The organism is Rhizobium sp. WW_1 (assembly GCF_003610155.1).
Classification (GTDB): Bacteria; Pseudomonadota; Alphaproteobacteria; order Rhizobiales; family Rhizobiaceae; genus Rhizobium; species Rhizobium tropici_A.
Genome location: NZ_RAIN01000019.1, coordinates 20,308 through 32,444 on the forward strand (window position 1 = coordinate 20,308; position 12,137 = coordinate 32,444).

11 protein-coding genes are annotated in these 12,137 nt (G+C 61.1%); 4 read left to right on the forward strand and 7 right to left on the reverse strand.

Annotated features, from left to right (window positions below; all coding sequences use genetic code 11):
* Positions 1–21: 21 nt before the first annotated feature.
* A complete protein-coding gene (locus BJ928_RS32340) occupies positions 22–1,260 on the reverse strand; it encodes an extracellular solute-binding protein (RefSeq protein ID WP_047635798.1) in 1,239 nt (412 codons plus the stop codon).
* A gap of 229 nt (positions 1,261–1,489) precedes the next feature.
* On the opposite strand from BJ928_RS32340, the gene BJ928_RS32345 reads away from it, so the two are divergent.
* Positions 1,490–2,692, forward strand: a complete 1,203-nt coding sequence (locus BJ928_RS32345; protein ID WP_047635797.1) for an ROK family transcriptional regulator — start codon at positions 1,490–1,492, stop codon at positions 2,690–2,692.
* On the opposite strand, the gene BJ928_RS32350 is transcribed toward BJ928_RS32345, so the two are convergent.
* The gene (locus BJ928_RS32350) at positions 2,689–3,030 is read right to left on the reverse strand and encodes a DUF6665 family protein (protein ID WP_047635796.1); all 342 of its coding nucleotides are present in this window, start codon (positions 3,028–3,030) and stop codon (positions 2,689–2,691) included. The two genes, BJ928_RS32345 and BJ928_RS32350, sit on opposite strands and share 4 nt — an antisense overlap.
* A gap of 256 nt (positions 3,031–3,286) precedes the next feature.
* Between BJ928_RS32350 and BJ928_RS32355 the strand changes: the two genes are divergently transcribed.
* Positions 3,287–3,820, forward strand: a complete 534-nt coding sequence (locus tag BJ928_RS32355; protein ID WP_047635795.1) for a methylated-DNA--[protein]-cysteine S-methyltransferase — start codon at positions 3,287–3,289, stop codon at positions 3,818–3,820.
* 94 nt (positions 3,821–3,914) lie between these two features.
* Here BJ928_RS32355 and BJ928_RS32360 read toward each other — a convergent pair whose 3' ends face one another.
* The 5 genes from BJ928_RS32360 to BJ928_RS32380 form a co-directional block, all read right to left on the reverse strand.
* Positions 3,915–5,918, reverse strand: a complete 2,004-nt coding sequence (locus tag BJ928_RS32360; protein ID WP_047635794.1) for an aldo/keto reductase — start codon at positions 5,916–5,918, stop codon at positions 3,915–3,917.
* Between the two features lie 55 nt (positions 5,919–5,973).
* The gene (gene ugpC, locus BJ928_RS32365; protein WP_047635793.1) at positions 5,974–7,062 is read right to left on the reverse strand and encodes a sn-glycerol-3-phosphate ABC transporter ATP-binding protein UgpC; all 1,089 of its coding nucleotides are present in this window, start codon (positions 7,060–7,062) and stop codon (positions 5,974–5,976) included.
* A 15-nt stretch (positions 7,063–7,077) separates the two neighbouring features.
* Complete coding sequence (locus tag BJ928_RS32370; RefSeq protein ID WP_047635792.1) at positions 7,078–7,914, reverse strand: carbohydrate ABC transporter permease; 837 nt, start codon at positions 7,912–7,914, stop codon at positions 7,078–7,080.
* On the reverse strand, positions 7,911–8,771 hold the full coding sequence (locus tag BJ928_RS32375) for a sugar ABC transporter permease (RefSeq protein WP_047635791.1): 861 nt from the start codon (positions 8,769–8,771) through the stop codon (positions 7,911–7,913). The genes BJ928_RS32370 and BJ928_RS32375 overlap by 4 nt, the downstream gene beginning before the upstream one ends.
* 175 nt (positions 8,772–8,946) lie before the next feature.
* Positions 8,947–10,221, reverse strand: coding sequence for a sugar ABC transporter substrate-binding protein (locus tag BJ928_RS32380; RefSeq protein WP_047635790.1), 1,275 nt, complete (start codon positions 10,219–10,221; stop codon positions 8,947–8,949).
* Between the two features lie 86 nt (positions 10,222–10,307).
* On the opposite strand from BJ928_RS32380, the gene BJ928_RS32385 reads away from it, so the two are divergent.
* A complete protein-coding gene (locus BJ928_RS32385; RefSeq protein ID WP_052227932.1) occupies positions 10,308–11,258 on the forward strand; it encodes a helix-turn-helix domain-containing protein in 951 nt (316 codons plus the stop codon).
* Positions 11,259–11,321: 63 nt separating this feature from the next.
* Positions 11,322–12,092, forward strand: coding sequence for a TIM barrel protein (locus BJ928_RS32390; RefSeq protein WP_047635788.1), 771 nt, complete (start codon positions 11,322–11,324; stop codon positions 12,090–12,092).
* Positions 12,093–12,137 lie beyond the last annotated feature (45 nt).

Here is a 12,137-nt window from a genome sequence, read left to right on the forward strand (position 1 = left end):
TAGCGCCGCCCGGTAAGACTATCAGAGACCGCTATTCTGGGCAGCAGACTTCAGCGCGTCTTCCGGAGAAGACTGGCCGAGCAGCGATTCCTGGATCGCTTGCTGAAGTGCCGTCGACAGTTCCTGATACTTCGGCGTCGTCGGACGCGGATACATGGCAGCGAGGCCGACCTTTGCTGCCGCGATCAGTTCTTCCTGGCCCTTGGTCACGGCCGGATCGCTATAGGACGATGCCCAGATCGGCAGGCTGAGCTTGGCATACTGGTTCTGCGTCGCCTGCGAGGTCATGAAGGTGATGTATTTCCAGGCTTCGTCCTGATGCTTGCTGGCAGAGGTGATGCCGAGGCCCATCGAGCCGTTGACGGCCGAAGCCTCGCTCTTGCCGGCAACGCCCGGTGCCGGAACGACGCCGACCTTGCCCGCGACCTTGCTGTCCTTCGGGTCGTTGGCCATGTTGTACATGTAGGTCCAGTTCAGCGCGAAGGCGGCATCACCGTTTTCGAAGACCTTGCGGACATCCTCTTCGAGGAATTCCTTGGAGTTCGGGTTGGTGAGGCCGGACTTGTAGCTGGTGACCATGTACTTCAGGGCATCGAGGCCACCGCCGGTCTGGAAGTCCGGCTTGCCGTCCTTGATGAAGTCGCCCTTATAGGCGCTGACGAGCGTGGCGTAATCGCAGATCGCGGCTTCGGCCTGCGACCAGCTCCAGGCGATCGGAGTGGCGAGAAGACCCTTGTCCTTGATGATCTTCGCCTGTTCGTTCAGCTCGTCCCAGGTCTTCGGCGGCGTCTTGATGCCGGCCTTTTCCAGGATTTCCTTGTTGTAGAACAGGTACTTGGTATCGAGAATCCAGGGCATGCCATAGTATTTGCCGTCATACTGGACCGTCGTCCAGGCGCCCGGCAGGACGCTCTTCTTCGTGTCGTCGGAGATGCGCGAGGATACGTCGACCAGAACCTTGTTGGTCGCGTATTCGGCGGGCCAGATCACGTCGAAGAGCACGACGTCGTAGCCGCCGCCGGACCCTTGAGCGAGCACGGTCTTGTCGTGCAGGCCCTCGTAGGGAACGAATTCGAGATTGACCTTGATGTCCGGATTGGCCTTGGAGAAGGCATCCGTCATGGCGCGCACATCGGCTTCGCTATAGGCGGCCTGCGCCATGAAAAGGGCATTGATCGTCGTTTCGGCAAAGGCATGCGAGGCGAAGGACGCGCTGATCAGCGCTGCGCCGAGCAATGTCTTGTTCAATGATTTCAACATTCCATCCTCCAGTTTTTGACAGTCACGCGATTTTTCCGACGGCGGCTGACGTCGCCATCGGTTGTCGAGCAGGCAATTGGCCGGGTCGGCTGCCGAACATCGATCGGCGCGTCTCTGGAGCCCGAGGGCTCGCTCAAGTTCCCTGATGAAACTCTGTGGTTTCTTTTAAGTCAATTGTCTTGACTAATTTGTTCTTCAATATTCTATTGGTGTCAAGAGGCAAAAACAGATGAACGAGAATCGCCCGATCAGGGCTACGAGCGGAACGAACCACGAAGGCACCAGCGCCCATAACCGGCGGGTGATCATCGATGCCCTCAGGCTGAACGGCGCGCTCTCCCGCGCCGATCTTGCGCGCGCCACACGCCTGACGAAGCAGACGGTCTCCAACATCATGGAGGAGCTGGAAAGCGACGGGCTCGTCACGTCCCAGGAAACGGTGCGCCGCGGCCGCGGGCAACCGTCGACCCCCTATGGCCTCGTGCCGGAGGGCGCTTTCGCCATCGGCCTGCAGATCGATCGTCACATCACCCGCGCTATCGCCGTCGATCTCGTCGGCAATGTGCTGATCCGCAAGGAAGCGAACCTGCCGGCCGGCGGCCCGACGACAGGCACGCCCGTCGTCCTGCAATTGGTGGAAGACGTACGCAACGAACTGAAACAGCGCGTGGCACAGGCGGAAAAGCGCCTTGTCGGTCTCGGCGCAGCGATGCCGGGACCCTTCGGCATCGAACAGGATGATACAGACAATCCCTGGATGATGGGCCCCTGGCAGCGCTTCCCGCTGCTGGAGACCCTATCGGCCGGCACCGGCCTCAATGTCACCCTGCAGAACGACGCCGCCGCCTGCGCGACCGCCGAACGCATGGTCGGCGCCGCCCATGGCCTCGATCATGCAGTCTGTCTTTATGTCGGTTACGGTATCGGCGCGGGGCTCATCCTCGGAGGCGAGCTTTATAGCGGCGCTCATGGCAACGCCGGCGAAATCGGTATGGCGCTGCTGACGGCGGGCGGACGGCTCACGCAGCTGGAGCATCGTGCGTCGCTGGCTTCGCTCTATGATCATCTCGGTGTCGATCCGATGGCGCCGGACCTCTATTCGCTGATAGACAAGCGCGCTGCGGCAGACGATCCGGATATTCTCGCCTGGATCGAAAGAGCGGCGATCGACCTGCGTTGGAGCGTGCAGCTCATCGAAACCATCTTCGATCCGCAGACGGTGATTCTGTGCGGCGGTGCGCCGGCTGCGCTGGCGACGCGGCTGATCGCCGCCATGCAGCCGCTCTTGCCTTCCAATGCCGATCGTCCCGACCGGTTGCTGCCCCGCCTGCAGCTCGGCATGACCGATCCCTGGGCCGTGGCGCGGGGCGCGGCGGCAGAGCCGATCGGCCACGCCTTCGATCCGCGCTTCCAGGCGATCCTGAAATCTTAAATCGAGGGATGCCGCGGGCTGGCGCCGAGCCGCGCAAGCACCTTGTTCGGAATGCCGTAGCGCTGGATGACGTCGCGGCCATTGCGCAGGCCGCAGATCTCGCGGTGGATGAACATTCCCCAGACGGCCTCGGCGGCGATATCGACCAGCCGCTCGTGCTCGACGCCTTCCTTGCCCTTAGTTTCACCTTCCTGCAACGCAGCGAGCGCCGCCTCGACCTTCATGCCGTGATGGCCGAGCGTGCTGGCCCGTTCCGACATGACCTCATATTCGAGGATGCCGAGGCCGGTCTCGCTCATATGCGATGGATTGAAATTGCGCGGCGGGCGAACTGACATATCGGGCTCCGCATGCTCTCATGATTTGCCTCTCTTCGCTTTTTACACAATCCCGACCCATTTCCCAAGCGCGACCGGGCCGGCTGCGTCATCTTGAGGCTGCCCGTGTGAATCCGGAAATGTTGGGATTTCGCCGCCTGTCGTCTCTTTTCGGGTGGTTGGGAATCGTCATTTGAGGTCCAATGCGGACATCAGCGCTTCATCAGAGGCAATCTCGCCCGATGTCATGAGCGCAATCCAAAGAAAGGATATCGGCATGACCAAACTTCCGAAAAATGCACAGAAGCAATATGTCTATCGGATCGTGAATTCGCCCGTTGGCGCCTTGAAGCTCGTCGGCAGCGATGATGGGCTTGCCGCGATCCTCTGGGACAATGATCGGCCGGGCCGCGTGCCCTTGCTCATCGTGGCGGAAGATGAGAGCCATCCCGTGCTTTTGGAAACCGAGCGGCAGCTCCGCGAATATTTCGCCGGCGAACGACAGGCTTTCGATCTGCCGCTCGATTTTGCCGGAACGGAATTCCAGCAGAAGGTCTGGCAGGCTCTGCTTGCCATCCCCTTCGGCGAAACGCGCAGCTACCGCCAGATCGCAACGGAAATCGGCTCGGCCAAGGCGATCCGCGCCGTTGGCGCCGCCAATGGCCGCAACCCGATCTCGATCATTGCCCCCTGCCACCGCGTGGTGGGATCGGCCGGCGATCTCCGTGGATTTGCCGGCGGCCTCGAGCGCAAGGCCTATCTGCTGCGGCTCGAAGGGGCGGATACGAAGACATTCGATTTCGCCGCCTGACGTCTCGGCGTTCATTCACGCGCATGAGAAAGCCCATCCGGGAAACCGGATGGGCTTCTTGTTTCGATGCCACCTCTCAAGGTGGGCGCCTATCTTAGCCTTCGAGCCACTTCACCTGTTCCGGTGTCAGCTTGATGTCGAGCGCCGAAAGGCTGTCTTCCAGCTCGGCGATCGTGCGCGGGCCGATCAGCGGTATTACAGGGAAGGGCTGGGCGACCACATAGGCGAGCGCGATATGGATCGGGCTGCGACCGAGCTTCTGCGCCAGCTCGATCGCCCTGTCGCGGCGGCCGAAGTTGCGGTCGGAATACCAGACGCGAACCAATTCCTCGTCGTCGCGCTTGTCGCGGCCGGCGCGGTCGGTGAAGAAGCCGCGGCCCTGGCTCGACCAGGCGAAGTTCGGGATCTGCTTCGCATTCAGCCAGGCTTTCCATTCGTCGTCCGAGGCGGCGATGCAGCCGGCCCAGATCGGATCGAGCATTTCCGCCAAAGAGAAGTTGTTGGAAAGCGCAGCCGGTGCCGTCTTGCCGTTCTTCTCGGCATAGGCGATCGCCTCGTCGAAGCGGGCGCGCGTCCAGTTCGAGCCACCGAAGATGCCGCGAATGCGGCCGGCCTTCACCTCGGCATCCATGGCATCGACGAACTCGCCGACCGGAACGTCGGTGTTGTCGCGGTGCATGAAATAGATGTCGACATAGTCGGTCTTCAGGCGGTTGAGGGACTGGTCGAGTTGCTTGGCGATCATGTCGGGGTAGCAAAGTGGCGAATGGGCGCCCTTGCCGATGAGCACGATCTCCTCGCGCGGAACGTTGCGGCTGGTGTGCCAGTCGCCAAAAATGCTTTCCGTCTTGCCGCCGCCATAGACATAGGCCGTGTCGAAGGCATTGCCGCCGGCTTCATAGAAGGCGTCGAGCGTCAGTGAGGCGGCCGCGAAATTCGGGAAGAATTCGAAGCCGAGCGTGACGAGCGATGCGGGCTTGGAGATGCCGGGAATGTTGCGCTTCGGAATGCTGTTGCCCTTGGTGACAACAGCACCAGCAATGTTCTTCGTCCGCTTTGTTGCCTTCTCGACGCTGTACTCGAGACCGATCGAGGCGCGCCACTGGTCGAGAACCCGGAGATTGCCGATCGAATCCGCCCAGCCGATGCCGGGATAGGCGAATTCCTTTTGTCCGGCGCGGATGGCATCGCCAGCCGCATCGACTTCGAAGGAATAGAGCCAGCGGTCTTCCTTGACTTCGATCGTCTGGGTCTCGCCGCCCTTGATGACGTCGATCTTGCCGACGCCGCCCTTGTGGCCGGAGGCGAACCAGAAGTCGGCCACTTCGATACGGCCTTCGGAGCCGATGATGCGCAACGTGTTGTCCTGATTTGCCATGATCGAGCAGGACGCTTCGGCGATGACGTTGTTCGGGAACTTCAGGACGGCGGAAGCCCATTCGTCGACGCCGGTCTGGCCGAGATGGCCGACGCCCGAGACCTTGTCGGGATCGAGGAACGGCTTGCCATCGACTGCGCCGGCGATCAGGCGCGCCATCGAAACCGGATAGCCGCCGACGTCGAGAATGCCGCCGCCGGCCATATCATTGGCAAACAACCGGTGTTCCGGATTGACCTTGCCCATGTTGAAGCCGAAGGAGGTGCGGATGATACGCAGATCGCCGATCACGCCGCTCTTGATAAGCTCGATCAGCTTCGCCGTCTGTGGGTGGACGCGATACATGAAGGCTTCGCCGGCAAAAACGCCCGCCTTCCTGGCTTCGTAATAGATGGCTTCTGCATCGAAGGCGGAAAGCGCGATCGGCTTTTCGACGAGCACATGCTTGCCGGCACGGATGGCCTTGATCGCCCATTCGGCATGGCCGGTGTGCGGCGTGGCGATATAGACAGCGTCGATGTCCTTGTCGGCGAGCAGGGTCTCATAGCCATTGACGATGCGTGCGCCGGGGAACTGGTCGCCGAGACCCGGCTTGTCCGGGTTGCGGCTGGCAATCGCCACCAGCTTGCCGCTGCGCGAATGGGCGACGCCATCGGCAAAAGTCTGTGCGATCCGGCCGGGGCCGATGATGCCCCAGCGGATTGGTGTCTCAGTAGTCATGGAACGATCCTTTCCTAAATCTGCATGCTGTCTTGGGAGGGATGAAGGGCAGCGCCTACCGCAATCGGTTGCCGGCGCTGTCGAACAGGAATGTCTTGGCCGCCGATAGCGCCACGGTGAGCTTGTCGCGATTGCCCGTGCTGCGGGATTCCTCGCGCTCGATGACGATCTGCTCGCCGCTTTCGATATTGGCGTAGATGTAGCTGGTATTGCCGAGATGCTCTGCGACATCGACGTCGACGGTCATATCTACGTCGCCGCGGCCGGCATCGAGGAAATGTTCCGGACGGATGCTGACTGTCACCGGCTGGCCGACCTCTACCTTGGCCGAGGTGATGGGCAATGTCAGGCGCACATTGCGCTGGCCCTTCAGCACGACGGCGACGCGGCCTTGCTGGTTGTCCGTAACCTCGGCCTGCAGGAAATTCATCTTCGGCGAACCGACGAATCCGGCTACGAACTGGTTTGCCGGGTCGTCATAAAGGTCGAGCGGCGCACCGACCTGCTCGATATTGCCGCTGCGCAACACCACGATCTTGTCGGCCAGCGTCATCGCTTCCGTCTGGTCGTGCGTGACATAGATCATCGTCGTGCCGAGCTTCTTGTGAAGTCGGGAGATTTCGACGCGCATCTGCACGCGCAGCTCAGCGTCGAGGTTGGAGAGCGGCTCGTCGAACAGGAAGATCTGCGGCTCGCGCACGATGGCGCGGCCGATAGCGACACGCTGGCGCTGTCCGCCGGAGAGCTGCTTCGGCCGGCGCTGCATCAGCTCGGTGATTTGCAGGATCTCGGCCGCCTGCTTGACACGGCGATCGGTGTCGGCCTTCGGATTGCCGTTCATGCGCAGCCCGAAATTGAGGTTCTGTTCGACGGTCAGGTGCGGGTAGAGGGCGTAGGACTGGAAGACCATGGCGATGCCGCGATCGGCCGGTTCCATATCGTTGACCAGCCGGCCGCCGATTTTCAGTTCACCGCCGGAAATATCCTCCAGCCCGGCGATCATGCGCAAGAGCGTGGACTTGCCGCATCCCGAGGGGCCGACGAAGACGACGAATTCGCCGTCCTTCACGTCGAGATTGGCGCCGTGGATGATTTCCAGTGCACCGTAGCGCTTGACGATATTGGTAAGAGACAGTTCAGCCATGCATGGTCCCCGGAATTATTTGACTGCGCCGGCGGCGATGCCGGCGATGAAGTGGCGCTGCAGCAGAACGAAGATGACGAGGATCGGTGCCGTCAGCATGACCGCACCGGCCATGATGCCGCCCCAAGAGACCCTGGTGAGGCCGATCAGCGTTCCGAGCGCCACAGGCGCGGTCATCATTCCCGGTCGGGAGTTGATAAGCAGCGGCCAGAGGTAGTTGTTCCAGGAGGCCAGGAACAGGATGATGGCGAGCGCCGCCATGGTCGGCCGCGCCAGCGGCAGGGCGATGCGCAGGAAGATCTGCCATTCCTTGACGCCTTCGACGCGGGCGGCGTCAAAGAGCTCGCCCGGCATCATCGAGAAGGCCTGGCGCATGAAAAGTACGCCGAGCGAATTGAAGAGCGGCGGTACGATCAGCGCAACCCATGTGTTGGCTAGCCCGAAATCGCGAGCCACCATGATGAATTGCGGGATAATGACGACGGAGTAGGGCAGCGTGATCGTGCCGAGGATGATGCCGATGACACCGGATCGTCCGGCGAACCGGTAGCGCGCCAGCGCCCATCCGGCCATCGAGGTCAGCATGACCGAAAGGAAGGTGTAGACGACGGCGACGACGATGGAGATCGTCATGGCGCCGATGAAGTTGGTGTCTGCCTGCAGGTTCCGAACGTTGTCCATGAAACCTGTCGACGGCGCCAGGATGATGCCGGGGCTGAAAATGCCGTAGTCGGGCATGGTCGAGAAGACGAACATCATCCAGAGCGGAAACAGCCAGATGATGGCGAGCGGGATCAGCAGGCCGTGCAAGGCGAGGGAGCGGATCAGATTGGATTTGGACTTCGATTTCATTTCGGTTCGCGCCCCACCCAGAGATTGAGAAGAGAAATGGCTACCGCAAGCGCCGCCATCGTGTAGGCGATCGCCGAGGCATAGCCGAAGTTGGTCGACTGGAAGGCCTGGCGATAGAGCAGCAGGCCGAGCGTCTCCGTTCCACCGCCGGGGCCACCTCTGTTGGTGATCAGATATGGTTCGGTGAAGAGCTGCATGGTGCCGATGACGGAAAGGACCACACAGAACAGAATGATCGGCTTCAGGAGAGGCAACGTAATGTGAATGAACTGCTGGAAGCGGCTGACGCGGTCGAGGGTCGCAGCCTCATAGACATCCTCGGGGATCGATTGCAGCCCGGACAGGATGATGATGGCGTTATAACCCGCCCAGCGCCAGGTAACGGCGATGATGATGAGCACCATTGCGGCATGCGATTCTGCAAACCACGACACTGGTGCAAAGCCGATCGTGCCGAGCAGCTTGTTGATGATGCCGAAATCGACGTTGAACATCAGGCGGAAGACGGCGGCATAGGCGACCTCTCCGACGACGACGGGTGCGAAGAACGCGAAGCGAAAGATGCCGCGGGCCTTCAACAGCGGTGAATTCAGCAGCACCGCCATGACCGTCGCGAGCGTGATCATGACGGGCACCTGGACGATCAGGATGATCAGCGTGTTTTGAAGCGCGTTGTAGAAGGCCGGGTCGCCGAACAGGCGCCCCCAATTCAGCGACAGATTGAAGGTCCACGGATTAACCCGGGTGTTCTGGAACGAAATCAGGAACGAATCGATGATCGGCCAGACCCAGAAAGCGGCGAACACCAGAAGATAGGGTGCAAGGAACGCATAGGCGCTCCGGTTTCGCAACCGCATGAAAGCCTTCTCCTTTATGCGCAGGGAAATGATGCGTGACGTCGCATCCCCGCCGCCCTAGAGCGTGACGCCGAAAAGTGTAGGCAGTTTTCGGACGACGTCACGCTCTACTTCTTTGATTCTAGAGCGGCGGAGATGCCGGGCGCGGCTTGGGAAGCACGCCCGGCAGTATCACTCATTTCGCAAGCGGCAGACCCGTCGCGGACGCGATCTGCTGGGCTGCATCGTCGAGCGCAGCCTTGCCGTTTGGATAGCCGCCGGCGAGGTATTTCGTCTGCACCGCCTTGATGATCTCGTCGGCATCGCTGAAATACTGGGTGCCGGGGTTCGGGCGGATCTTCGGCAGGGTGGCGAGGATATCGGTCCAGATTTTCTGGCCGCCCCAATAAGGCTGCGGCTGGTTGACGAAGGGATCCTGAACTGCGGTCAGCAGCGACGGCACGAGCCCGAACGACTTCAGCATCGTCACCTGGCCCTCATTGGTGCCAAGTGTGTATTCGAGGAATTTCCAGGCGGCTTCCTTGTTCTTGGAGCCGTTGGCGATTGCCAGAGACGAACCGCCGAGATTGGCTGCATGCGGGCCGTCGGCCGTCATGCTCGGCATCGGATAGACGCCCCATTTGCCGGCCAGATCCGGCGAGGTGGAGCGGACGGTGCCTTCATACCAGCCGCCATAGAGCTGCGATGCTACCTTGCTGGCGGTGTTTGCCTGGATTTTCTCGTTCCAGTTCGCCGCGCTCATCAAGCCCGCATCCTTGATCTCCTTCACCTTGTCCAGCGCCTTGACGCAGGCCGGCTGGTTGACGGTGATGCTCTGGCTGTCATACGAGAAATAGCCGCAGCCCTGTTCATTGGCGAGCATACGGAACCACTCGGTATCGCCGTTGAGATCGGCCTGTGTCATGATCACGCCGGGATTGGCGGCGGAGATCTTCTTGCCGGCGGCGATGAAATCGTCCCAGGTCTTGATCGTTGCCGGATCGACGCCTGCCTTTTCATACATGTCGCGACGGTAGAACATGGTGACCGGGCCGGAATCCCAAGGCATCGCGTAGGCGGCATCGCCGACTTCAAGCTCGGCGCGCTTGAAATCCGGGAACTGCTTCTTCAGGTCGTCTTTGTAGCCGAGCTTCGTCAGATCGGTCAGGCAGTCCGGAAAGCGGTTCCAGAAGATCGAGGCTTTGTGGTTTTCGATCGACATGACGTCGGGCAGACCGTCGCCGCCGGCGGCGCAGGCGGCCAGCATCTTGTCGAAGACCTGTGGGTTGCCGATGTCCTGCACATCGACCTTGATATCCGGATATTTCTTATTGAACCCCTCGAGCGTGGATTTCAACGCCGACGCGGCGATGTTCCAGCTCCAGACTGTGATGGTGGTTTGCTCTGCAAAGGCAGAACCGGAAGCGAGCAGGACAGCAAGTGCCGTCGCTCCAGCAAGTTTTAAACGCATTGAAAATCCTCCCTTTTCAATTGCCGTCCTCAAGAGAACACGCTTAAACTAGCTGTCGGTACGCTTCTGTCTCCTAAAAAAGGAACATCGACTTGGCGAAAAGTAAGGTAGGTCAACGGGCGGTTTATCAGCCGGGTGCGAGCAGCGTCGAAGGGCTCCCGAATGTCCTGCAGATGTTCCATAACCACCCGCTGCCGATGGCGAAGCCGCATTGGCACGCGCAGGTGGAAGTCAATTACATCGTCCGCGGCACCGTGCATTACCGCATAGGCGATCACGAGCTTACTTTGAGAGCGGGCGAGATCTGCCTTTTCTGGGGCGGCCAGCCGCATCTGTTGGATGAGCTGTCGGAGGATGCGATCTATGCGGGCGCGCATCTGCCGTTGGTGCATTTCTTCCGCCTGCGGCTGCCGCTCGATATCTCAGGCCGCCTCATTCGCGGGCAGACCCTGATAAGCTCGGCGACCGATGCCGCAGACGACGAGAATTTCGCCCGATGGCACCGTTACGTCATGTCCGACGACGGCGCCAAGGCGGAACATGCCGTTGCGGAGCTTCTTCTGCGCCTGGAACGCATCGCCTTCGAGCCCTATCGCATGGTGCCGGAAAAGCAGGAGAGCCTGGCCAACGACCAGGCGCATCCGCAGTCGTCGCGCAGCCTGGCGCGCATGTGCGATTTCATCGCCGAGAACTTCCTGCACGACATCGATACGGTCGATATCGCCAAGGCGGCACATCTCCATCCGAAATACGCGATGAACCTCTTCAAGAAATCCACCGGCATGACGCTGGCGAAATATGTGAGCCTGCTGCGCCTTTCGCGCGCCCAGGCGATGCTGATGCGCGACGGCGCCAACGTGCTGCAGGTGGCGATGGACAGCGGCTTCGGCTCGATCAGCGCCTTCAACAAATCCTTCCGCCATATCGCCGGCATGACGCCCTCCGATTTCCGTCGCGACATGCGCGTCCTTTCCGCGATGAACGTCGAGGCCATCAAGCCCTCGATGCCGCGCCTGCCCCAGCAATATCATCGCTAGGGAGACTTGCAGTTACGGGCGATCTCGCGCATTGCTCCTCACCGGTTGAGGGAGGAGAATCTCATGCGGCAGTTTTCGGCTTGTATCGAATGGTTGTTTGCGCGCGACGGCGACGTCTTCGCCGATCGTATCCGGCTGGCGCACGAGGCGGGGCTGGATGCGGTCGAGTTCTGGCACTGGACGGACAAGGATCTCGATGCGATCGCCGCCGCCGTTGCGGAGACCGGCATTGCGGTTTCCGGCATGGTCGCGGAACCGATGATCGCGCTGACGAATCCGGCAAACAGGGAGGCATGGCTGCGGGGTCTGCGAGAGTCCGTCGCCGTGGCGAAACGCCTCGGCGCTACGGTCCTGATCGCGCAGGCTGGCGACGACCTGCCGGAGTTTTCACGTGGCGAGCAGCGGTCAGCCATCGTCGCTGCTCTCAGCGCGGGTGCCGAGATTCTTGCAGGTTCCGGTGTCCGGCTCGGCCTCGAGCCGTTGAACACGACGATCGATCATGTCGGCTATTATCTGTCTTCGACGGTGGAAGGCCTCGATATCGTCGACGAAGTCGGCCGTCCGGAAATCGGCATCGTCTACGATGTCTATCACTCCGCCGTCATGGGTGAGGACACGCGTGCGGTGGTCGGCGATCGGATCGACCGGATCGTGCATCTCCATGTCGCCGATCATCCCGGCCGCAATGATCCCGGCACTGGCCATGTCGATCTGAAGGAACGGCTCGATTGGCTCTTCGCCCAAGGCTATCGCGGCAGGGTCGGCCTGGAATACAAGCCTGCGACAGGCGATGCCGCCGCCGTTCGCGCGGTCGTGAAGTCGCTCGGCGGCTAAGGATGCCTTGGAGCATACAGCGAGAGCGGTTCAATTTTCCGCGGA

Coding starts and splice junctions, on each gene's coding strand:
- BJ928_RS32340 (WP_047635798.1), bottom strand. CDS start 1,260: ATGTTGAAATCATTGAACAAGACATTGCTCGGCGCAGCGCTGATCAGC.
- BJ928_RS32345 (WP_047635797.1), top strand. CDS start 1,490: ATGAACGAGAATCGCCCGATCAGGGCTACGAGCGGAACGAACCACGAA.
- BJ928_RS32350 (WP_047635796.1), bottom strand. CDS start 3,030: ATGTCAGTTCGCCCGCCGCGCAATTTCAATCCATCGCATATGAGCGAG.
- BJ928_RS32355 (WP_047635795.1), top strand. CDS start 3,287: ATGACCAAACTTCCGAAAAATGCACAGAAGCAATATGTCTATCGGATC.
- BJ928_RS32360 (WP_047635794.1), bottom strand. CDS start 5,918: ATGACTACTGAGACACCAATCCGCTGGGGCATCATCGGCCCCGGCCGG.
- ugpC (WP_047635793.1), bottom strand. CDS start 7,062: ATGGCTGAACTGTCTCTTACCAATATCGTCAAGCGCTACGGTGCACTG.
- BJ928_RS32370 (WP_047635792.1), bottom strand. CDS start 7,914: ATGAAATCGAAGTCCAAATCCAATCTGATCCGCTCCCTCGCCTTGCAC.
- BJ928_RS32375 (WP_047635791.1), bottom strand. CDS start 8,771: ATGCGGTTGCGAAACCGGAGCGCCTATGCGTTCCTTGCACCCTATCTT.
- BJ928_RS32380 (WP_047635790.1), bottom strand. CDS start 10,221: ATGCGTTTAAAACTTGCTGGAGCGACGGCACTTGCTGTCCTGCTCGCT.
- BJ928_RS32390 (WP_047635788.1), top strand. CDS start 11,322: ATGCGGCAGTTTTCGGCTTGTATCGAATGGTTGTTTGCGCGCGACGGC.